We start from the raw sequence: 21781 nt of genomic DNA on the forward strand, positions 1-21781 counted from the left end.
GCCGACACGCCGTTGTAACGATCCTCAGATCCTCGCCCCGCAGGGCCTCCGTCAGTCGACGCGGGTTCCGGTCGAGACCTTGTACCGCGCCCCGTGGTGCTCGTCCGGCAGCCGGTCTCCGCGCCCGAACAGCTTCTGCCGCAGCGTGCCCGGCTCGTACCCGGTGGGATAGACGCCCCGGGCCTGGAGCACGGGGATGACGTGCTCGACGACGTCCTCGAACGTGCCGGGAGTGATCGCGTAGGCGAGGTTGAACCCGTCGACGTCGGTCTCGTCGACCCACTCCTGCAACTGGTCGGCGATCTCCTCGCCGGACCCGACGATGCGGGGTCCGAGGCCGCCGATCCCCGCCGCCTCGGCGATGTCGCGGATCGTCCACTCCTTCCCCGCGTCGCCCTCCTGCGCCTGGAAGTTCGCGAGTGCCGACTGGATGGCGTTGCTCTCGACGTCACCCACGGGGTCGTCGAGCGAGTAGGTCGACAGGTCGACGCCCATCCAGCCCGACATCAGCGTCAGGGCCCCTTCGTGGGAGGCGTAGCGCCGGTACTCGTCGTGCTTGGCCCGGGCCGCCTCGGGGGTGGCGTCGGTGATGATGGTCAGCAACGTGTAGATGCGCGCCGAGTAGCGGTCGCGGCCCGCGGCCTCGAGAGCGTCCCGGATCTTGCCGACCGTCGCGGCCAGGCGTTCCTTGGTCGGGGCGGCCACGAAGATCGACTCGGCGTTGCCGGCGGCGAAGCGGATGCCCCGCGGCGAGGCACCCGCCTGGTAGATCACGGGCGTGCGTTGAGGGCTGGGCTCGGCGATGTGGATGCCGGGCACCTTGTAGTACGTGCCGTCGTGGCCGATCTCGTGGACCTTCGTCGGGTCCGTGAAGACGCCCGACTCGCGATCGCGCACGACGGCGTCGTCCTCCCACGACCCCTCCCACAGCTTGTACAGGACCTCGAGGTACTCGTCCGCCTGGTCGTAGCGGGTGTCGTGGTCGAGCTGGTCGTCGGCCCCCATGTTGCGGGCGGCGCTCGGCAGGTAGCCGGTGACGACGTTCCAGCCGACCCGCCCCTCCGTCAGGTGGTCGAGCGTCGACATGCGCCGGGCGAACGGGTAGGGGTGCTCGTAGGCCGTGCCGGCCGTGATGCCGAAGCCGAGGTGCTCGGTCGCGGCGGCCATGGCCGAGACGAGCAGCACCGGGTCGCCGACCGGGGTCTGGGTGCCGTGGCGCAGGGCCGCGTCGTGGTTGCCGCCGTAGACGTCGTAGGTGCCCAGCACGTCGGCGATGAAGAGCCCGTCGAAGACGCCCTCCTCGAGGAGGCGCGCGAGGGAGGTCCAGTAGCTCAGCTTCGTGTAGTCGGCCGAGCGGTCGTCGGGGTGCCGCCAGAGACCGGGGGACTGGTGCCCCACGCAGTTCATGTCGAAGGCGTTGAACCGGATTCGTCGAGTCATGAGGCCATCCTCACGACCCGGGCTCGTGCTGTCGTCCGTGCTGACACACGACGTCACACTCCACGCCCCGTAGCCTGTGTCGGTGCTCCCGTTCCGCCCCCGCGTCGCCGACGTCGACCGCCCCCGTCTCACCCGCGACGTCTACGTCCTCGGCGTGATCGCCTTCTTCGTCATGGTCGGCTTCGGCGTGGTCGTCCCCGTCCTGCCGGTCTACGCCCGCAGCTTCGGCGTCGACCACGCCCTGGTGGGCGCCGTCCTCTCGGCCTTCGCCCTCATGCGCCTCGTGGCGAGTCCGTTCGTGGGGCGACTCATCGACCTGATGGGCGAGCGGGTCGTGCTCTCGGTGGGCATCGGCATCGTGGCACTGTCGAGCGGGCTCGCCGGGCTCGCCCAGACCTACCCGCAACTCCTCCTGCTCCGGGGCGCGGGCGGCATCGGCTCGGCCATGTTCAGCATCGCGGCGATGACGTTGCTGCTCGGCGCCACCGATCCGTCGCTCCGGGCCCGGGCCGTCGGCTTCTACCAGGGCGGGTTCCTCGTCGGCGGGATGGCCGGGCCGGCCCTCGGCGGACTGCTCGCCACCGTCTCGTTGACGGCGCCGTTCTTCTTCTACGCGGGCACGCTCGCCGTGGCCGGCCTGGTCGGCGTCGTGCTCTTGCGCCGGGCACCGCAGCACTCCTCGACGATCGTCACCGCGCCTCCGGTGCCCCTCGGGGTCGTGCTGCGCGACGTGCGGTTCCGGACCGCGTGCGTGGCCAACTTCGCGCAGGGCTGGTCGTCGCTGGGGGTGCGCAGCGCCCTCGTCCCCGTCCTCGTGGTCGAGGTCCTGCGCGGTCCGACGGCGTGGACGGGCCTGCTCTTCGCCGCGTCGGCGGTGGCCCAGACCCTCGCGCTGGCACCGGCCGCGCGCTTCGTCGACACCGTCGGCCGTCGACCGGCCGTGATCGGTGCGTTCGCGGTGGCCGCCGTGACCCTGTTCGCGGTGTCGCTCGCGTCGGACGTCTGGACCCTCGGCGCCCTGCTCTGCGTCTACGGCGTGGCGACAGCGTTCATGGGCACCGCGCCGGCAGCGCTCGTCGGCGACGCCGCGGGCGCCCGGGGCGGTCGTCCGGTCGCGATCTTCTCGATGTGCTCCGACGTCGGGGCGATCGCCGGACCGCTCGTCGCAGGCCTGCTCGTCGACACGGTCTCGTACCCCGCGGCGTTCGGAGTCGCGGCCGTCCTGCTGGCCGTGGCGGCCGGGGCGGCGATCCGCCTGCCCCGGACCGCCGCCGGCACGCCCACCCCGGCCTGATCAGCCGAGGTGCACGGGCGCCTCGGTGGGCAGCAGGTCCTCCTTGCGGCCGCGGATGAGGAAGAACGAGATCGGCGCCGCGAGCAGCATGGCGATCGCGGCGGCCAGGAACGCCACCGAATAGCCGTCGACCAGAGCACCGAGCGGCCCGCCCACCGTCGACGTCGAGGACGCGACGGCACCGGCGTAGAGGTTCGTGAACACGGCGAGACCGATCGATCCGCCGATCTGCATCATGGCGTTCGAGGTCGCGCTGGCGGCACCGGCGTCGTGCGGCGCGACCCGGCTGAGCGCCAGGTTCTGCATGGGCACGAAGACGCCGGCGAGGCCGACGCCCATGACGAGCAGGGCCGGCAGCACCTGGACGGCGTACGAGCCGTCGGCCGTGATCTGCGTGGCGAGCCAGAGCAACCCCGCCCCGGCGACGAGCGGCCCGACGATCATCATCGGGCGAGGGCCGACGACCGGCAGCAGCTTCGTGAGCAGGGGAGCGCAGACCATGATGACCAGCGTCATCGGCAGGCTGGCGAGCCCCGCCTCGAGCGGACCGAAGCCGAGGACGATCTGCAGGTGGAAGGTCAGGTACAGCAGGGCGCCGATCATGACGCTGCCGACGATCAGCTGCACCAGGAAGGCCCCGCCCCGCACGCGGTCGGCGAGCACGCGCATCGGCAGCAGCGGATGGTCACTCCGTCGCTCGACGACGACGAACAGGGCGAGCAGGCCGGCCCCCAGGGCGATGAAGCCGATGACGACGGCCGACCCCCAGCCGTCCTCGGCCCGGGTGAAGCCGTAGACGAGGCTGGCGAGGCCGGCGGCGACGACGATCGTCCCGACGACGTCGAGGCGGTTGCGACCCTCGGCCCGGCTCTCGCTCACGACGAAGGCGGCGGCGACGATGGCGACGAGCACGATGGGCACGTTGACGAGCAGGCACCAGCGCCAGCTGACGAACTCGGTCAGCACGCCGCCGAGCACGAGCCCGACGGCCGCGCCGGCGCCCGAGATGGCACCGAAGACCGCGAAGGCGGTGTTCCGGTCACGTCCCGACGCGAAGGTGGTGGTGAGCACGGCGAGGGCCGCGGGGGCGAGCAGGGCGGCGAAGACGCCCTGCAGGCCACGGGCGAGGATCAGCTCGCCGCCGGTCTGCACGAGTCCCCCGAACGCCGAGGCGGCGCCGAATCCGACCATCCCGACGATGAAGGTGCGCTTGCGCCCCCAGAAGTCGGCGATCCGACCACCGAGCAGCAGCAGCGCGCCGAAGGCGAGCGCGTAGGCCGTCACGACCCACTGGCGGTTCTCGTCGCTGAGGCCGAGGTCGGCCTGGGCGTCGGGCAGGGCGATGTTGACGATGGTGCCGTCGAGGACGACGACGAGTTGCGCGAGGGCGACGATGACGAGCACCCACCAGCGGCGCGACGAACGCGTCTCGGTGGGGGCGGGGGCGACGGTGGTCACTGCGGTACCTGTTTCTCTGGGGGACGACGGACCACCCTACCTACTAGTTGGTTGGTTCGTAAGTCGGCTACGGTGATCCGATGCGAACCGATGCCGCTGAGACCCGTCGAGCCATCCTCGAGGCCGCGACGGCGGAGTTCTCGCGACACGGGTTGGCCGGGGCGCGCGTCGACCGCATCGCCGCCGAGGCAGGCTGCAGCAAAGAGCGTCTCTACGCGAACTTCGGTGACAAACGATCGCTCTTCACGACCGTCCTGAACGGCACGTTCGAGACCATGGGGGACGCCGCGTCCCGCCCCGCCGCGAGCGTCGAGGAGTTCGCCCTGGCCGTCTTCGACCACATGCAGGCCCACCCCGACCACAACCGGCTCCTCGCCTGGGCCCGGCTCGAGGGCGAGCACGACTGGGAGGCCTCGGTGCCCACCCTGCGCTCGGTCCAGGACGCCGCCCTGTCACAGCTCGACCGTCTTCGCGGCGACCCCGCCGTGACGGTGTCCTGGAGCAGCGACGACATCTTCGCCCTCGTCATGTCGCTCGCCTGCGCCTGGCAGAACCTGCCCGGTCTCGGCGAGGCGCACCCGGGTGTCGTCCTCGACCCCGCCCTCCAGCGCGAGATCGTACGCGAGGCCGTGCGGCGACTCACCACCGCCTGAGCCGGGCGCCGGGCCGCTCGACCGCACCGACGACGAGGGAGGCGCGCCCCGGTCACCCGGGACGCGCCTCCTTCTGTCGGTCGCTCGCGTCTACTTCTTCGCGTCGACCTTGGGCGTGACCTTGAGGAAGCCCGCACGCGGGTCGCCGAGGCCGACCAGCGGAGTCGTGTCGCGCCCACCGACGAAGTTCGTCACCCAGCCGGACAGGATGCGGAACTTGCGGTTGAGCGTCGGCATCGCGTACAGGTGGTAGCCGCGGTGGGCCATCCAGGCCGGCACGTTCTTGAGCTGCAGGCCGAACATGCTGGCCGCACCCTTGCCGATGCCGTAGCTCGCCACGGTGCCGAGCGACTCGTGGCGGTACTCCTTGACGGGCTCGCCCGAGAGGGTGGCGATGACGTTGTCGGCCACGGTGACCGCCTGACGCACGGCGTTCTGCGCGTTCGGCGGGTAGTAGGCGGGCTGCTTCTCGGAGAGGAGGTCGGGGACCTGCGCCCCGTCGCCGAGAGCCCAGACGCCGTCCAGCTTCTGGCCGTCCTCGGTCTGCACCTGCAGCGTCGCGCTGACGTTGACGTGTCCCTTCGGGCCGAGGGGCAGGCCCATGTCGCCCAGCACGGGGTTCGGCTTGACGCCGGCCGTCCAGACGATCGTGCCCGCGGGGATGGTCTCGCCGTCGCTCAGCACGACGTCGCCGTCGACGCACGAGGGCATCGTCGTCTTGAGGCGGATGTCGATGCCGCGACCGCGCAACTGGCCGAGTGTCCACTTCGAGAGCTCGGGGCCGACCTCGGGAGCGACGCGGTCGAGGGCCTCGACGAGCACGAAGCGCAGTTCGTCGCGGGACAGGTTCGGGAACGTGTCGACGGCCGAGTTCGCGGCGTCGGACAACTCGGCGAGGGCCTCGACGCCGGTGTAGCCGCCGCCGACGAAGACGACGGTCAGGAGCTTGCGTCGGACGGCCGGGTCCTTGACGCTGGCCGCCTCGGCGATGTTGCCGAGGATGCGGTCACGGACGTACTGCGCCTCTTCGACGCTCTTGAAGCCGACGCCGTTCTCGGCGAGCCCCGGGGTCGGGAAGGTGCGGGTGACGGCGCCGAGGGCGACGACCAGCTGGTCGTAGGCGATGTCGGTCGACTCGCCGTCCGCGCTGGTGACGGTGACCTTCTTGGCCTCGCTGTCGAGCCCGGTGACGGACGCCTCGACGACCTTCGTGCGCTTCAGCGTCTTGCGCAGCGGCACGGTGACGTCGCGCGCCGCGATGTGGCCACCGGCGACCTCGGGCAAGAACGGCTGGTAGGTGAAGTACGGGGCCTGGTCGACGAGGGTGATGCTCGCCGCCTGGGGTGGGTGTCGCTTCTGCAGTTCGAGTGCAGTGGTGAGCCCGGCGGAACCGCCGCCGAGAATTACGATTCGCTTGGTCATGTATGTGTTCCTCCCTCAGACGACCGTACCCCCGGGGCCGCCTGCCGGAACGCCACACGCCGAACGGCCCGGCACCCCTGAGAGCCGGGCCGGGCACGGCCACGCGTCGGACGGTGCGGTCAGCGGCCGCCGTCGAGGTCGCTCTGCGTGAACGACCCGTCCGGTTCGCCGTCGTGGGGTCCGCCGTCGGCGGCCGGCTCGTCCGGGACCTGCGCGTCGACGTACGACCCGTCGCCCTCGCTCGTGCCGGCTTCTTCGGTGTAGGTGCCGTCGGCCTCGCCGTCGTGCGGCCCACGCGTGCGGGCGCCGCCGTCGAGGTCGTCGTCGACGTACGAGCCGTCCTCGCCCGAGGTGGGTCCGCCGGTGCTCGGCCGGTCGTGCTCGTGGTGGTTGGCGTCGCTGCCCATGGGTGCTGCCCTTCGTCGAGGTCGGTCGGCGTCGTCGCCGCCCGTGCGGCTCACCCTAGACCGACGCGGCCACGGCCGACCGAGCGGAGCGACGGCGTCAGAACCCCTCGTTCTCGCGGGTCACGTAGGGCGACTCGAGCGCGTCCAGCTCGTCGTCCGTGAGCCACAGGTCGACCGAGGCCACGGCGTCGTCGAGGTGCTGCATCTTCGTGGCCCCGACGATCGGCGAGGTGACCGCGTCCTGCTGCCGCACCCAGGCCAGCGCGACCTGTGCGCGCGAGACGCCCCGCGCCTCCGCGACGTCGGCGACGGCCTGCGCGACGGCCCGGTCGCCGTCCTCGCGCTGCTTGTAGAGCGTCTGACCGAAGCGGTCGGTCTCGGTCCGGACCGTGGTGGCGTCCCAGTCGCGGGTCAGCTTCCCGCGGGCCAGGGGAGACCACGGCAGCACACCGACGCCCTGGTCGAGGCAATAGGGGTGCATCTCACGTTCTTCCTCGCGCTGGATCAGGCTGTACTGGTCCTGCATCGAGACGAAACGCGTCCAGCCGCCGAGGTCGGCCGCGTGCTGCATCGTGGCGAACTGCCAGGCCCACATGCTCGAGGCCCCGATGTAGCGGGCCTTGCCGGCCTTGACGACGTCGTGCAGCGCCTCCATCGTCTCCTCCACGGGCACCTCCGGGTCGAAGCGGTGGATCTGGTACAGGTCGACGTAGTCGGTTCCGAGCCGGCGCAGGCTGTCGTCGATCGCACTCATCACGTGGCCCCGGCCGAGCCCGGCGCCGTTGGGCCCGGGACGCATGCGGCCGTGCACCTTGGTCGCCAGGACGACCTCCTCGCGGGTGGCGAAGTCGCGCAGGGCCCGGCCGACGATCTCCTCGCTGGTGCCGTCCGAGTAGACGTCGGCCGTGTCGAAGGTCGTGATGCCGAGCTCGAGCGCCCGGGCGATGAACGGGCGGCTCTCGTCCTCGGGCAGGCTCCACTCGTGCGTGCCGCGGTCGGGCACGCCGTAGCTCATGCAGCCGAGGGTCACCGCCGAGACGGTCAAGCCGCTCGTGCCCAGTCGTGCGTACTCCATGTGTGGTCCCTCTCGTCGTGGGGCGGGGCACCGGTGGCCGCGCCGACTGCGACCCTACGCGCGGGGCGGTGCGGCCCGACCCGCGGTCGACGCGTCCCCGCGGATCACCGAGGCGGTGTGTCGGAGCGCCCGCCGCGCCTCCGGGGTCCAGGGCGCGCCGACGAAGTCGTGGAAGGCACCGCGGTAGAGCCGCAGCTCGACGCGTCCACCCGCCGCGGTCACACCGACGGCCAGCCGCTTCACGTCGGGCGTGAGCAGGTCGCGGTCGCCGGCATAGGCGAACACGGGTGGGAGACCCGAGAGGTCGCCCCGCACCGGGCTGACGAGGGGGTCGGCCGGATCGCGGTCCCCGGCCCACCACCGCCCCGCGGCGACGAGACCGTCGCGGGCGAGCATCGGGTCGAGCGGCGCGACCTCGTCGATCGCGGGGGAGTCGAGCAGGGCGTCCACCCACGGCGAGAAGAGCACGACGGCGTCGGGGACGGGCCGGCCGGCGTCGCGTTCCCGCATCGCCGCGACGAGGGCGAGCGCCCCGCCCGCCGAGTCGCCGGCCACGACGACCCGGGACGGGGAGGCGCGGCGCACGTCCTCGAGGACGGCGTCCAGCAGAGGCAGCGCGTCGTCCACGTCGTGGGCCGGGGCGAGCCCGTAGAGGGGCACGGTGACGACGGCCCCGGAGGCGCGGACGAGACCCGCGAGCAGGTTCCAGTGCGTGGCCAGGACGGGGTGCACGTAGGCACCGCCGTGCAGGTAGACCACGTGGACGCCGCTCGGGGCTCGACGCGGACGGAGCGTGACGACGCGGGCATCACCGACCCGCGCCTCCTCGACGGTCGCGACGCGGTGCACCGCTCGCGTGACCGGCGCGGCGGAGCCCTGACGGGCGACCGAGCGGACGAGCGAGTCCTCGGACTCGGTCGAGCGGGGGCGGAAGCGCAGCAGGGCCCGCGTGGCGGCCATCGAGAGCGACATGACCCGACCCTACGGGCGCCGGGGACGACCAGGGGAGGCGGGGGCTACCGGACGGGATGCGAGGGGGCTAGCTTGTCCCCCGAACGGGTCACCCGACCCCGACGTCGCCGGTGCCGTCATCTGGGAGCGCGCACCGACGGCACACCTCGCTGCACGAACACACCCGAAGGAACGACGATGTTCGACACACGCTTCATCAGCAGTGCCATCTCCCGGAGCGCCGAGTCCCCGATCGATCGACGACGGCTGCTCGCCGCCGCCGGCGTCACGAGCCTCGGCACGGGGCTCGCCGCGGTCGCCGCGACGCTGCCCGCCCAGTCCGCGGCCGCCGTCTCGCCCTCCGACGAGGTGATCAGTGATGCGACGATCCTGAACTTCGCACTCAACCTCGAGTACCTCGAGGCGGAGTTCTACCTCCGGGCCGTCACCGGCTCGGGGCTGCCCGCCGACCAGATCACGGGCATCGACCCCCAGGGCGGCGTCGTCGGCGGCGCACCCGTGCCGTTCAAGACCACGATCGTCAAGCGCATCGCGCAGGAGATCGCGGCGGACGAGAAGGCGCACGTCTCCTTCTTGCGGTCGGCGCTCGGCGGCGCGAAGGTGTCGCGACCGGCGATCGACCTGCAGAGCAGCTTCACGGCGGCGGCCCTCGCGGCAGGTGTCATCACGCCGGGCCAGACCTTCGACCCGTTCGCCTCGGAGGAGAACTTCCTGCTCGGGGCGTTCATCTTCGAGGACGTCGGCGTGACCGCCTACAAGGGGGCCGCACCCCTGATCTACAACAAGACCTACCTCGGCGCGGCCGCCGGCATCCTCGCGGTCGAGGCCTACCACGCGGGCATCATCCGCACCACGCTGAACGCCAAGGGACTGCAGGTGCCCGCGACGAAGATCTCGGACGCCCGCGACTCCCTCGACGGGTCGACGGACGACGACCAGGGCCTGACCCTCGGTGGCGTCCAGAACCTCGTGCCGACCGACGCCAACGCCATCGTCTACGGACGGACCGCCGAGCGCGTGCTCAACGTCGTGTACCTGACGCCGAACCAGATCGACAAGGGCGGGTTCTTCCCGCAGGGCATCAACGGCTCGATCGTCGCCAGCGGCAACCCCGGCAGCGCGGTCTGACGACCGACGAAGGCCGGAGAACCAAGGAAGGCCCGCACACCGGGGTGTGCGGGCCTTCCGTCGCTTGCGAACAAGCCTCTGTCTCAACACAGATCTGGTGAAACGCCTCTCGGAAGAGGATGTTTCGAGTGTCCGAGGGGGGACTTGAACCCCCACGCCCTATACGGGCACTAGCACCTCAAGCTAGCGCGTCTGCCATTTCCGCCACCCGGACTGGATGGTGCCGACCGAAGCCGACACGAAAGATTAGCACGGCTCGGAGGGCCCTCGTGACCACCGCCACGTCCGTCGGCGTGAGGGGCGCGGCAGGTAGCGTGGGACGCATGACGACGACCCCCACGAGCACCGGCCCGACCGAGCCCGAGCTCGACGAGACGGCCCGCATCGCCCGCGACCTCATCCGGTTCGACACGTCGAACTACGGCGGCGGGCGGTCGAACGGAGAAGCCGACGCGGCCGAGTACGTCGAGGCGGCCCTCCGCGACCTCGGCCTCGAGCCGCGGCTGTTCGAGTCCGAACCCGGCCGGGTCAGCGTGATCGCCCGGGTCGAGGGAGCAGAGCCGGCGAAGCCCGGCCTGGTGGTGCACGGCCACCTCGACGTCGTGCCGGCAGACCCGGCGAACTGGTCGGTCGATCCGTTCGGCGGGGTCGTGCAGGACGGCATGCTCTGGGGGCGCGGGGCCGTCGACATGAAGAACATGGACGCCATGATGTTGACGGCCGTCGGCGACATCCTGCGGGCGGGGGAACGACCGGCCCGCGACCTGGTGCTGGGGTTCCTCGCCGACGAGGAGGCCGGGGGAGTCCTCGGCTCGCACTTCCTCGTCAAGGAGCACCCCGGGTTGTTCGACGGCGCCACCGAGGCGATCAGCGAGGTCGGCGGTTACTCGACGTTCATCGACGGACGCCGCTCGTACCTGCTGCAAACGGGCGAGAAGGCCCTGATCTGGGTCAAGCTCCGGGCACGGGGCACCGCTGGCCACGGCTCCCAGATGATCGAGGCGAACGCCGTGACGCGCCTGGCCGAGGCCGTGGCCGTCCTCGGCCGCCAGCAGTGGCCGATCGTGCTGACCGACACGACGACCGCTCTCCTGGGCGAGGTGGCCCGCATCCTCGACGTCGACGTGCACGAGGTCGCCCCCGACGAACTGGTCCTGCGCACCGGCACGGCCAAGGGCTTCATCCGCGGGTCGCTGCGGACGACGACCAACCCCACGATGCTGACGGCGGGCTACAAGCACAACGTCGTGCCCGACACGGCCGAGGCCCTGGTCGACATCCGATGCATGCCGGGGCAGGAACAGGCCGTGCTCGCCGAGGTACAGGCGCTGATCGGCGACGACGTCGAGATCGAGACGATGCACACCGACATCGGGCTCGAGACGCCTTTCTCGGGCCCACTGGTCGACGCGATCACCGCCACACTCGACCGCCACGACCCGGGGGCACCCGTCCTGCCGTACCTGCTCTCGGGCGGCACCGACAACAAGGCCCTCAGCCTCCTCGGCATCGCCGGCTACGGCTTCGCCCCGCTCCGGCTCGACGAGGGCATGGACTTCCCGGCCATGTTCCACGGCGTCGACGAACGGGTGCCGCTCGACGCACTATCCTTTGGCAGTCGCGTCCTGCGGGACTTGTTGTCGACGTACTAGCAACCCCCGCACCAGAAGGGTCACCCGCGTGGAGCATCTCCTCCAGGCACTCCTGCTCGGCCTCGTCCAGGGCCTCACGGAGTTCCTCCCCGTCTCGTCGAGCGCCCACCTGCGGCTCGTCGGCCTGTTCTTCAGCGATCCCGGAGCGGCGGCCGAGTTCGACCCGGGCGCCACCTTCACCGCCATCACGCAGCTCGGCACCGAACTGGCGGTCGTCATCTACTTCTGGCGTGACATCACCCGCATCGTCTCGCGCTGGTTCGCCGGCATGACCGGCAAGATCCCGCGCACCGACCCCGACGTCCGCATGGGCTGGCTCGTGATCATCGGCACCGTCCCGATCGTGCTCGTCGGATACGTCGCGCAGGAGTACATCCGCACGGTGTTCCGGTCGCTCTGGATCGTGGCGATCGTCCTGATCGTGTTCGGCGTGCTGCTCGGCCTGGCCGACCGACTCGGCAAGAAGACCGAGCGCTTCGAGGACATGCGTTACGGCCACGGCATCGCCGTCGGCGTCGCCCAGGTGCTGGCGCTCTTCCCCGGCGTCTCGCGGTCGGGTGCCACCACGACCACGGCGCTCGCTCTCGGCTACACGCGGCCGGCCGCCGCGAGGTTCTCGTTCCTGCTGGCGGTGCCGGCCGTCTTCGGCAGCGGTCTCTACGAACTCGTGCAGAGCTTCAGCGACCCCGGACCCTACTCGCTGGGCGAGACCCTGGCCGCCACGGTCGTCGCCTTCGTCGTCGGCTTCGTCGTCATCGCGTTCTTCATGAACTACATCTCGCGCCGCAGCTTCGCCCCGTTCGTGGCCTACCGCATCGTGCTCGGCGTCGTCCTGCTCGTCCTGCTCGGCACGGGCGTGGTGGTCGCATGAGGTCCTGGGCAGAACCCGTCGTCCCGCGCCTCCCCGGTCTCGGCGACCTCCCGGCACTCCACGACACGTCGACCGGCACGGTGCACCCGACCGAGGTCGACGGTTCGTCGGCCGGCCTGTACGTGTGCGGCATCACGCCCTACGACGCCACCCACCTGGGCCACGCGTCGACCTACCTGGCGTTCGACACCCTGCTGCGCGTCTGGCGCGACGCCGGGGTCGAGGTGGTCTACGCCCAGAACACGACCGACGTCGACGACCCGCTGCTCGAGCGGGCGACGGCTACCGGCGTCGACTGGCGCGAACTCGCCGACGGCCAGACCGACCTGTTCCGCAGCGACATGCAGCACCTGGCCATCGTGCCGCCGACGCACTACGTCGCCGTGACCGAGGTGGTGACCGACGTCGCCGACGCCGTGGCGCGCCTCCTCGACCGGGGTCTCGCGTACCCCGTGCCGACCGACGCCTCGAGCGCCGGCGACGACCTGTACTTCGACGTCCGGGCCGCCGAACGCGACACCGACTGGCACCTGGGCCTCGAGAGCCGCTACGACGCCGACACGATGGCTCGGTTCTTCGCCGAACGCGGTGGCGACCCCGACCGCCCCGGAAAGCGCGACCCGCTCGATCCGCTGCTCTGGCGAGCGGCCCGAGACGACGAGCCGTCCTGGCCGACCACGCTGGGGGCCGGCCGTCCGGGCTGGCACATCGAGTGCACGGTGATCGCCCAGCAGCACCTCGACGTCCCGATCACCGTCAACGGGGGCGGCAGCGACCTGGTGTTCCCGCACCACGAGATGAGCACGGCGCACGGCACGGCCCTCACCGGCCGCCCCTACGCCGTCCACCACACGCACACCGGGATGGTCGGCTACCAGGGCGAGAAGATGAGCAAGTCGCTCGGCAACCTCGTCAAGGTCAGCGAACTCGTCGCTGCGGGCCACGACCCGCGCGCGGTCCGACTCGCCCTCCTGGCGCACCACTACCGCTCCGACTGGGAGTGGTTCGACGCCGAGCTCGCCGCCGCCGAGCAGCGCCTCGGCCGCTGGGTCGCCTGGGCGGCCACGAGCGACGGAGGCGCGGTGGCGGTCACGGCTCCCACCCCCTTGGTCGTCGGCCTGCGCTCCTCCCTCGCGGACGACCTCGACACGCCGTCGGCCCTCGACGCCGTCGACGCCGTGGTGTCTCGGGGAACCGCCCCGTCCGAGGTCGACGTCGACGCCGTCCAGGCGTTGTTGGGCATCGACCTGCGCGCCTGAGCCCGCCAGGAGGACGCAGACGCCGACAGGCCCCAGGACGGCCCACGAGAAACGGGTCGTCCGCCCCGTTCTCCATGCATATGCATGAGTGTTCCTCATTCAGCACGAGCGTCTGCCCTACGATGGTCGGCGTGGAAACGTCGATCAACGCTCCGGCTCCGGCCGCGACGTCGAGCGACGCCCGCCGCCCACTCACCCGACGCGACACGCGCGTCGACCTCTGGATCGCCGCTCTCACCGCCGTTCTCGGCCTCGCCACGCTCTGGCTCAGTGCCGTCATCGTCGCGGACGCCGACGGGGCGGGCTCGCCGTCGATCGTCGAGAGCGTGCTGTGGCTCGTGGGCCTCTGTGCGCCGCTCGCCTTCCGCCGGCAACGGCCCGTGGCCGTCCTCGTCGTCGTGTCGGGCGTGTTCCTGGCCGCCCAGCTGAGGGGCTATCCCGACACGCTGACGCCGTCGATCGTCGAGTTCGTGGCCATCTTCACCGCGAACGCCTGGGCCGCCCGGCGCGCCCGCGCGCTCGTCGTCAGCGTCGTCGTGACCGCGGTCATGTTCGTCTGGCTCGGGGTGTGGCTGCGCTCGGTCTACGTGTCCGACGCCGAGGCCGCCGACCCCGTGACCCTCGCCACGATCGCCTACACGCTCGTCTCGAACGGCATCGTCCTCGTGACGGCCATCGCCTTCGGTCGAGCGGCCCGGGTGTCGGCCACCAGGCTGCACGCCCTCGAACGCACGGGGGTCGAACTGCGGGCGGCGCACGAGCTCGTCGCCGACCGGGCCATCAACGAGGAGCGCACGCGCCTCGCCCGCGAGTTGCACGACGTGGTCGCCCACCACGTCGCGGTCATCGGCATCCAGGCCGGCGCGGCCCGACGGACCCTCGACCGGCCCGAGATCGCACGAGGCGCCCTCTCGGCCGTCGAGGGCACGGCGCGCACGACCATCGACGAGCTCGACCGCCTGTTGTCCGTGCTGCGGTCGCGCGACGGCGAGACCGGGTCCGCCCCCTCGGGCCTCGGTGCCCTGCCCGAACTCATGGCCGACACGCGCGCCCTCGGTCTCGAGGTCCGGTTCTCGGTGCACGGTGACGCCCACGACGTCCCCGAGAGCATCGGCGTCACCCTCTACCGCATCACCCAAGAGGCGCTCACCAACACCCTCAAGCACGGCAACGCCTCGCTCGCCGAGGTGCACCTGCGCTACGGCGACCGCACCGTCGAGGTCGAGGTCGTCGACGACGGCCGTCCCGGCCCCACGCCCTACCCCGGGGCGACCCCGCCGCAGGGCACGGCCACGTCCGGCGCCGGACTGGGCCAGCGGGGCATGCGCGAACGGGTCGACCTCCACGGGGGCGAGTTGCACCTCGGCCCCCGACCGCGCGGGGGCTACCGGGTGCACGCCGTCCTGCCCGTGGGCGCCTGCGCCGACGCCCGCCCCCGCGACCACGTCGCCACCGACCCCTCCGAGAGACCATGACCGACACGACCGATCCCGTCACCGTCCTGCTCGTCGACGACCAGGACCTCGTCCGCACGGGTTTCCGCATCATCCTCGACACCGCGCCCGACGTCCGCGTCGTGGGTGAGGCCTGCGACGGGCTCGAGGCCGTCGACCTCGTCCGGCGACTCCGCCCCGACGTCGTCGTGATGGACATCGAGATGCCCGTCCTCGACGGGCTCGAGGCCACGCGCCGCATCCTCGCGCAATCTCCCGAGGGCGGCCCGGCGGTCCTCGTCCTGACGACCTTCGGCCGGGACGACTACGTCTTCCGGGCCCTCCAGGCGGGGGCGAGCGGCTTCCTGCTCAAGACGGCCACGCCCGAGGACCTCATCGAGGCGATCGCCGTCGTGCACCGCGGGGACGCCCTGCTCTCGCCCCAGCTCACCCGTGCCGTCGTCGAACGCGCCGTGGGCGACCCGGCGACGGCGCGGGTCGTCGTCCCCAGTCCGGCCCTGGCGACGCTCACCGAACGCGAACGCGAGGTCCTCGACCGGCTGGCATCCGGGGCCTCGAACGCCGAGATCGCCCGACGGTTGTTCCTCGGCGAGGCGACGGTCAAGACGCACGTCTCGAACGTGCTCGGCAAGCTCGGCCTCCGTGACCGGACGGCGGCCGTGGTGTTCGCCTACGAGAACGGCGTGGCCGTCCCGGGCGGACCCACCACCTGAGCCGGGTCGTCGAGCCAGGACGCCGGGCCCGTCCGACGGGGCCACGGCAGGGTGGCTCAGGGGACCGGGGGATACCTCGGGTCGTCCGGTCGGCCGTCCCCGCCCTTGCCGTCGCGCCGCCGGAGGTACCGTTCGAACTCCTGCGCGATGGCCTCCCCGCTGGCCTCGGGGCTGTCCACCGTGTCGCGGGCCTGCTCGAGCTGTTCGATGTAGCCGGCCATGTCCTCGTCGTCGGCCGCGAGGGCGTCGATGCCGGACTCCCAGGCCGTCGACTCCGCGTCGAGCTCGCCTCGGGGGATCGCCACGCCCGAGAGCTCGTCGAGCTTCTCGATGAGGGCGAGCGTCGCCTTGGGCGACGGGGCGTTGTGGACGTAGTGCGGCACCGAGGCCCAGATCGACAGGGTCGGCACGCCGGCGGCCTCGACGGCGTCGGCGAGGACCGACAGGATGCCCACCGGTCCCTCGTAGGTGCTGCGTTCGAGGGAGTACTCGTCGCGGACGGCCTCGTTCTCGCTGCTGACGAAGACCGAGATGGGGCGCGTGTGGGGGACGTCGGCGAGCATGGCCCCGAGGAACACCACGCCCGTGACGTCGTGCACGTCGATCAGGTCGACGATCTCGGCGGCGAAGCCCCGCCAGCTGCGCGACGGTTCGGCGCCGAGCAGCACGAGCACCTCGGTGGCCGGCGACGCCGGGTCGCGGGGGAGGACCGTCACGGCGTCGGCGGCCGCGTGCAGCTGGATGCGGGGCCACACGAGGGTGCGCACCCCGTCGTCGTCGAGCCCCACCTGCGGACGGTTGAACTGGTAGTCGATGTACCGCTCGCCGTCGAGCTCGGCCACCGGTTCGAGCGAGAGCGTCTCGACCAGGCTGCGCGCGACGCCGCTGGCGGCCTCGCCGGCGTCGTTCCAGCCCTCGAAGGCCACCACCAGCAGGCGTCCCGCAGCGAAATCCGACGTGTTCGTCAACCTGAGTCCTCACCGTGCCGGAAGGGCGTCCGGCGCTTGACCCTCCACGATAGACCGTGACCGCCACCAGGAGGCGCGGGCCGGGAGGCCACGCCGGTCACGCCCGGTAGACTCGTCCGCCGTGACCGAAACCCTGCCTGCCGCCGTCCTGTGGGACATGGACGGAACCCTCGTCGACACCGAGCCGTACTGGTTCCTCTGCCAGGTCGAACTGGTCGAGTCCTTCGGCGGCACCTGGAGCCGCGAGGACGGCGACGCCATGATCGGCAGCGGCCTGTGGCAGTCCGCCCGCGTCCTGCAGTCCCACGGCGTCGACCTGTCCGAGGACGAGATCATCGACCGCCTGACCACCGCGGTCCTCGAGCGTGCCGCGGTCGAGATCCCCTGGCGTCCCGGCGCGAAAGAGCTCCTCGCCGAGCTCCGCCGTGAGGGAGTCCCGACCGCCCTGGTCACGATGTCGATCCGGCGCATGGCCCAGTTCATGGTCGACGCCATCGAGTTCGAAGCTTTCGACGCGATCGTCGCCGGCGACGACGTCGAGCACGCCAAGCCGCACCCCGAGGCCTACCTCCGGGGCGCCGCACTGCTGGGCGTCGACCCCGCCGACTGCATCGCCATCGAGGACAGCACGCCCGGCCTCGCCTCGGCCGTGGCCGCCGGCACCGTCGCGATCGGCGTCGAGCACCACGCGCCGCTCGCCGACGACGGCCCCTACATCCGACGCGACACGCTCGTCGGGACGACGGTCGGCGACCTCCGTGAGCTGCACCGTGCCGGGCGCGCCGTCCGCGACCAGGCGATCTCCGACTCCTGACCCCGGTGCGTACGCCGCGCCTCCTGCACCCCTCGGGGTGCGACCCGATCGAAAGCAGCACCCCCGCATGACCGCGTTCCGCCGCCAGTCCGGCCCTTTCGTCGAAGGCGACAAGGTCCAGCTCACGGGCCCCAAGGGCAAGATGAACACCATCGTGCTGACGCACGGTGCCGTGTTCCACACGCACCGCGGCATGATCGCGCACGACGACGTCGTCGGTCTGCCCGACGGGTCGGTCGTCCCGAGCACGACCGGCGACGAGTACCTCGCGCTCCGTCCCTTGTTGAGCGATTTCGTGATGTCCATGCCCCGGGGCGCCGCCATCGTCTACCCGAAGGACGCCGCACAGATCGTGGCGTTCGCCGACATCTTCCCCGGCGCGACCGTCGTCGAGGCGGGCGTGGGTTCGGGCGCGCTGTCACTCTGGTTGCTGCGTGCCGTCGGCCCCGAGGGACGCCTGGCGTCCTTCGAGCGCCGTCAGGAGTTCGCCGACGTGGCCGAGGGCAACGTCGCGAGCTTCTTCGGCGCCGAGCCCGAGAACTGGTCGGTCACGGTCGGCGACCTGGCCGACGAACTCCCGGCGGCGATGCCCGACGGGACGGTCGACCGGGTCGTCCTCGACATGCTCGCTCCGTGGGAGAACGTCGACGTCACGGCCGACGCGCTCAAGCCGGGCGGCCTGGTGATCTGCTACGTCGCCACGGCCACCCAGCTCTCGCGGACCGCCGAGGCCCTGCGCGCCTCGGGGTCCTTCACCGAACCCGACGCGTCCGAGACCCTCGTCCGCGGCTGGCACGTCGAAGGCCTCGCCGTTCGCCCCGACCATCGCATGATCGGGCACACCGGATTCCTCCTCACCGCACGCCGCCTCGCCCCCGGCGCGGTGCTTCCGCAGCTCAAGCGGCGCCCCTCGAAGTCCGACTACAGCGACGCCGACGTCGACGCCTGGACCCCCGGGGCCCTCGGCGACCGGTCGGCGAGCGACAAGAAGCTGCGCAAGACCGCCCGCCAGGCGCGGTCGGCAGCCGAGGCCGCCATCGCGGCGACCAAAGCCGTCGACGGCGGCGCCACCGACGGCCCCTCGACCGGTTCCGCGCCGGCCTGAGCGTCATCGAGGGCCCTGATCGCCCCCGCTAAGCTGTCCCCGCATCCGAACGACCCGACCGGAAGCCCCACTCGACCCCCGGTCACCTCCACGAAATGAGTCCCCGTGCGCACCATCCCCGCCCTCGTCGTGACGGTCGGCCTGCTCGCCTCGATGACGGCCTGCTCGACCACGGCCGGCCCCGGCTCGACCGGCTGCCCTGCCACGGGCGACGCCGCCTCGGTCGTCACGGCGACCGGTGACTTCGGCACGAAGCCCGACGTCGACGTGCCGACCCCCATCGTGACCAAGAAGACCGAGGTGTCGACGCTCATCCAGGGCGACGGCCAGCGACTCGTCGACGGCACCCCGGTCGTCATCGACTACACCCTCTTCGACGGCTCCACGGGGCAAGAGCTCGAGGACAGCGGTTACGACGGCTCCACGAACGTCCCCTTGACCGTCGGCGGCCAGACGCTCGCCCCGCTGGTCGACGCGCTCGAGTGCTCGACGGTGGGCTCGCGCGTCGCCGTCGCCGTCAAGGCGAGCGACCTCTCCGCATCGATCAACGGTGCCGCGACGACCCCGAACGACGACCCCGACGCGGCCTACGTCGCGGTGGTCGACGTCAAACGCGCATTCCTCGCCAAGGCCGACGGTGCCCTCCAGCTCGGCGCGAACGGTCTGCCCGCCGTCGTCACCGCCCCCGACGGAGCACCCGGCATCACGATCCCGGCGGGCGACGCTCCGACCGACGAGGTCGTGCACCTCGTCCGTAAGGGCCACGGCACGACGTTGACCGCCGACGACACGGCCGTGGTGCAGTTCACGGCCGTCACCTGGAGCCAGCCGGCCACCGTCGCGGGTTCGACCTGGACGAACGGCGGCTCGGCCACGCCGGTCGACCTCGGCGACGAGCAGATCCCGGACGACATCCGCTCGGCCCTGGTGGGGCAGCAGGTCGGTTCGCAGGTCATGATCGTGCTTCCCGCGTCCGCCGAGAGCGGCGGCTCCGCCTACGTCTACGTCTTCGACGTTCTCGGGGCGATCCGATGACGCGGCCCTGCTGAGCCGGTCGCCGTGCCCGCTGCCCGCACCCCCCGCGTCCCCGTCGAAGAGCGCCTGTTCAGCCTCGTGCTGGCCCTGCTCGCGACGGATTCCGGGTTGAGCAAGACCGAGGTCCTGTCGACCGTCCAGGGGTACCGCCAGAAGTACTCGCGCTCCGGCGACAACGCCGCGCTCGAGCGGCAGTTCGAACGAGACAAGGACGACATCCGCGAACTCGGCGTCCCCCTCGAGACGATCGACGATCCTGCGTCGGCGGGCAACAACCAGGCCTTGCGCTACCGCATCCCGCGCGGGGCGTACGAGCTGCCCGAGGACATCTCGTTCTCCTCGGAAGAGACCGCCCTCCTCACCCTGGCGGCGATGGTCTGGCGCGAGGGGTCGCTCTCGCACGAGTCCCGTCGGGCCCTCCTCAAGCTCCGTTCACTCGGTGGCGCGGCGAGTGTCCCCGAGCTCGAGTACGCCCCTCGACTCCGTTCCCGCGACGCCGCGTTCGAGCCGTTGCGCACTGCGCTCGACCGCGGCGTCGTCGTCCGGTTCGACTACCTCAAGCCCGGAGACGAGGCCGCCCGACGGCGTGAGGTCGCTCCGGCTGCCTTGGTCCAGCACCACGGTCGGTGGCTGGTGTCCGCGGTCGAGGTGGGCACGGGAACGCTCAAGACGTTCCTGCTGTCGAGGGTGGTCGGTCCCGTCCAGCTGACGTCCACCCCGTTCGCACGCCCCGACGACGCCACCGCCGACCGCGCGCTGGCAGACCTCGAGCAGGTCTGGCGCGACCGCACCGCGACCCTCCGGGTCGAGCCGACGTCCGACGCCGAGACCCGGCTCGGCAAACGTCGCGGCACCACGCGTCTCGATCCCGTCACCCTCACGGTCCATTGGACGGACGAACACCTCCTCGCCGACGAGCTCGCCTCCTTCGGACCCGAGGTGACGGTCGTCGAGCCCGAGAGCCTGCGCACCCTCGTGCGGCACCGCCTCGCGAGCGTGCTCGACACCCACACGGACGCCGTCGACGGAGGCGTTCGTGGCTGAATCCCGAGGTTCTCTCCACGCCGCGGACAAGCTGGCCTTCCTGCTCTCGCTCGTCCCCTGGCTCATGGACCACGAACGCGTCAGCGTCGCCGAGGCCGCCGCGCACTTCGGCGTGAGCGTGGCCGAGATCCGCCGTGCGGTCGAACTGATCGCCGTCTCGGGCATCCCCGGCGAGACCACCCAGTACCAGCACGGCGACCTCTTCGACATCGCCTGGGACGATTTCGAACAGAACGACGTCATCGTGCTGACCAACCTCGTCGCCATCGACGACTCGCCACGGTTCTCCGCTCGCGAGGCCGCCGCTCTCATCGCCGGGCTGCAGTACCTGTCCTCGCTGCCCGAGAACGCCGATCGCGCGGCCATCGCCACCCTGATGAGCAAGCTCTCCCGAGGGGCCTCCAGCGAACCGAGCCAGGTCGCGGTCGACCAGTCCGAGACGAACGAGGTGCTGGGGCTTGTCGGACGGGCGGTCGAAACCGGCGTCCAGCTCGAGTTCGACTACCGCGGTACCCGTGGGGTCGCCGAACGCCGCCGGGTCGACCCGCTGCGGGTCGAGTCGGTCGACGCCGATTGGTACCTCCGGGCCTGGGACCATCTGCGCGAAGCCCCCCGCACGTTCCGACTCGACCGGATCGCCGCACCGGCACTGACCTCGACTCCCATCGCTCATCGGGCCGACGACGTCGCCCTGCCCGAGACGCTCTTCGAGGGGTCTCCGGACGACCTCGTCGTGGTGCTCGACCTCGACGCGGCCGCGGCACCGCTCCTCGCCGACTACGGCCCCGACGAACCCGAGCCCCTCGAGGACGACCGCGTCCGACTCCGACTGCGCGTCAACCGTCTCGGCACGCTCTGTCGACTCGTGGCCGGACTGCCGGGTCGCCCGGAGGTCGTCGCGCCCGAGTCGGCGCGCTCGGCGGTGGCCGACTGGGCCCGTCGGGCGATCGAGCGGTACGACGCCGAGCCACCCCGCGCCTCCTAAGCTCTCCGCCCCACCCGCGCTGTGGATCGTCT

At 71.7% G+C, this 21781-nt stretch carries 20 protein-coding genes and 1 tRNA gene; 13 read left to right on the forward strand and 8 right to left on the reverse strand.

Annotated features, from left to right (window positions below; all coding sequences use genetic code 11):
* Positions 1 to 51: 51 nt before the first annotated feature.
* On the reverse strand, positions 52 to 1440 hold the full coding sequence (locus IFT88_RS10555) for an LLM class flavin-dependent oxidoreductase (protein ID WP_192120472.1): 1389 nt from the start codon (positions 1438 to 1440) through the stop codon (positions 52 to 54).
* Between the two features lie 82 nt (positions 1441 to 1522).
* On the opposite strand from IFT88_RS10555, the gene IFT88_RS17655 reads away from it, so the two are divergent.
* Entirely contained in the window at positions 1523 to 2734 is a 1212-nt protein-coding gene (locus IFT88_RS17655) for an MFS transporter (protein ID WP_231567079.1), read from the forward strand.
* Here IFT88_RS17655 and IFT88_RS10565 read toward each other — a convergent pair whose 3' ends face one another.
* Positions 2735 to 4192 carry an MFS transporter gene (locus tag IFT88_RS10565; RefSeq protein ID WP_056226540.1) on the reverse strand — a complete coding sequence of 486 codons (1458 nt, stop codon included), beginning with the start codon at positions 4190 to 4192 and terminating at the stop codon, positions 2735 to 2737. It lies immediately after the preceding gene.
* Between the two features lie 80 nt (positions 4193 to 4272).
* On the opposite strand from IFT88_RS10565, the gene IFT88_RS10570 reads away from it, so the two are divergent.
* The gene (locus tag IFT88_RS10570; protein ID WP_056226542.1) at positions 4273 to 4845 is read left to right on the forward strand and encodes a TetR/AcrR family transcriptional regulator; all 573 of its coding nucleotides are present in this window, start codon (positions 4273 to 4275) and stop codon (positions 4843 to 4845) included.
* 90 nt (positions 4846 to 4935) lie between these two features.
* Here the strand turns inward: IFT88_RS10570 and IFT88_RS10575 are convergent, their stop codons facing one another.
* The 4 genes from IFT88_RS10575 to IFT88_RS10590 all read right to left on the reverse strand — a co-directional run bounded on the left by IFT88_RS10575 (position 4936) and on the right by IFT88_RS10590 (position 8721).
* Positions 4936 to 6267 carry an NAD(P)/FAD-dependent oxidoreductase gene (locus tag IFT88_RS10575; protein ID WP_043594968.1) on the reverse strand — a complete coding sequence of 444 codons (1332 nt, stop codon included), beginning with the start codon at positions 6265 to 6267 and terminating at the stop codon, positions 4936 to 4938.
* A gap of 119 nt (positions 6268 to 6386) precedes the next feature.
* Positions 6387 to 6674: a hypothetical protein gene (locus tag IFT88_RS10580; protein ID WP_043594967.1), complete on the reverse strand. Its 288-nt coding sequence runs from the start codon at positions 6672 to 6674 to the stop codon at positions 6387 to 6389.
* Positions 6675 to 6771: 97 nt separating this feature from the next.
* On the reverse strand, positions 6772 to 7749 hold the full coding sequence (locus IFT88_RS10585; protein WP_137846841.1) for an aldo/keto reductase: 978 nt from the start codon (positions 7747 to 7749) through the stop codon (positions 6772 to 6774).
* 54 nt (positions 7750 to 7803) lie between these two features.
* Complete coding sequence (locus IFT88_RS10590; RefSeq protein ID WP_192120473.1) at positions 7804 to 8721, reverse strand: alpha/beta hydrolase fold domain-containing protein; 918 nt, start codon at positions 8719 to 8721, stop codon at positions 7804 to 7806.
* A gap of 177 nt (positions 8722 to 8898) precedes the next feature.
* On the opposite strand from IFT88_RS10590, the gene IFT88_RS10595 reads away from it, so the two are divergent.
* Positions 8899 to 9849, forward strand: a complete 951-nt coding sequence (locus IFT88_RS10595; RefSeq protein WP_192120475.1) for a ferritin-like domain-containing protein — start codon at positions 8899 to 8901, stop codon at positions 9847 to 9849.
* Between the two features lie 129 nt (positions 9850 to 9978).
* Here IFT88_RS10595 and IFT88_RS10600 read toward each other — a convergent pair.
* Positions 9979 to 10063: transfer RNA gene (locus IFT88_RS10600), tRNA-Leu, on the reverse strand.
* A gap of 109 nt (positions 10064 to 10172) precedes the next feature.
* On the opposite strand from IFT88_RS10600, the gene IFT88_RS10605 reads away from it, so the two are divergent.
* The 5 genes from IFT88_RS10605 (at position 10173) to IFT88_RS10625 (ending at position 15798) form a co-directional block, all read left to right on the forward strand.
* The gene (locus IFT88_RS10605; protein ID WP_192120477.1) at positions 10173 to 11501 is read left to right on the forward strand and encodes a M20/M25/M40 family metallo-hydrolase; all 1329 of its coding nucleotides are present in this window, start codon (positions 10173 to 10175) and stop codon (positions 11499 to 11501) included.
* Between the two features lie 28 nt (positions 11502 to 11529).
* Positions 11530 to 12372 (forward strand): undecaprenyl-diphosphate phosphatase, encoded by an 843-nt coding sequence (locus tag IFT88_RS10610; protein ID WP_043594963.1) that lies wholly within the window; start codon positions 11530 to 11532, stop codon positions 12370 to 12372.
* Positions 12369 to 13631 (forward strand): cysteine--1-D-myo-inosityl 2-amino-2-deoxy-alpha-D-glucopyranoside ligase, encoded by a 1263-nt coding sequence (gene mshC, locus IFT88_RS10615; protein ID WP_192120479.1) that lies wholly within the window; start codon positions 12369 to 12371, stop codon positions 13629 to 13631. Before IFT88_RS10610 ends, mshC begins: the two co-directional genes overlap by 4 nt.
* A gap of 131 nt (positions 13632 to 13762) precedes the next feature.
* Positions 13763 to 15106: a sensor histidine kinase gene (locus tag IFT88_RS10620; protein WP_156155543.1), complete on the forward strand. Its 1344-nt coding sequence runs from the start codon at positions 13763 to 13765 to the stop codon at positions 15104 to 15106.
* Positions 15103 to 15798 carry a response regulator gene (locus IFT88_RS10625; RefSeq protein WP_043594961.1) on the forward strand — a complete coding sequence of 232 codons (696 nt, stop codon included), beginning with the start codon at positions 15103 to 15105 and terminating at the stop codon, positions 15796 to 15798. The genes IFT88_RS10620 and IFT88_RS10625 overlap by 4 nt, the downstream gene beginning before the upstream one ends.
* A gap of 56 nt (positions 15799 to 15854) precedes the next feature.
* On the opposite strand, the gene IFT88_RS10630 is transcribed toward IFT88_RS10625, so the two are convergent.
* The gene (locus IFT88_RS10630) at positions 15855 to 16766 is read right to left on the reverse strand and encodes a proteasome assembly chaperone family protein (protein ID WP_043594960.1); all 912 of its coding nucleotides are present in this window, start codon (positions 16764 to 16766) and stop codon (positions 15855 to 15857) included.
* Between the two features lie 121 nt (positions 16767 to 16887).
* On the opposite strand from IFT88_RS10630, the gene IFT88_RS10635 reads away from it, so the two are divergent.
* The 5 genes from IFT88_RS10635 to IFT88_RS10655 all read left to right on the forward strand — a co-directional run bounded on the left by IFT88_RS10635 (position 16888) and on the right by IFT88_RS10655 (position 21749).
* Positions 16888 to 17580 carry an HAD family hydrolase gene (locus tag IFT88_RS10635; RefSeq protein WP_231567078.1) on the forward strand — a complete coding sequence of 231 codons (693 nt, stop codon included), beginning with the start codon at positions 16888 to 16890 and terminating at the stop codon, positions 17578 to 17580.
* 67 nt (positions 17581 to 17647) lie between these two features.
* A complete protein-coding gene (locus tag IFT88_RS10640; protein ID WP_192120481.1) occupies positions 17648 to 18685 on the forward strand; it encodes a tRNA (adenine-N1)-methyltransferase in 1038 nt (345 codons plus the stop codon).
* A gap of 105 nt (positions 18686 to 18790) precedes the next feature.
* A complete protein-coding gene (locus tag IFT88_RS10645) occupies positions 18791 to 19720 on the forward strand; it encodes a hypothetical protein (RefSeq protein WP_043594957.1) in 930 nt (309 codons plus the stop codon).
* A gap of 24 nt (positions 19721 to 19744) precedes the next feature.
* On the forward strand, positions 19745 to 20764 hold the full coding sequence (locus tag IFT88_RS10650) for a helix-turn-helix transcriptional regulator (RefSeq protein WP_056226562.1): 1020 nt from the start codon (positions 19745 to 19747) through the stop codon (positions 20762 to 20764).
* Entirely contained in the window at positions 20757 to 21749 is a 993-nt protein-coding gene (locus tag IFT88_RS10655; protein WP_137846834.1) for a WYL domain-containing protein, read from the forward strand. Before IFT88_RS10650 ends, IFT88_RS10655 begins: the two co-directional genes overlap by 8 nt.
* The last annotated feature ends 32 nt before the right edge of the window (positions 21750 to 21781 follow it).

The organism is Frigoribacterium sp. CFBP 8751 (genome assembly GCF_014841545.1).
Lineage (GTDB): Bacteria > Actinomycetota > Actinomycetes > Actinomycetales > Microbacteriaceae > Frigoribacterium.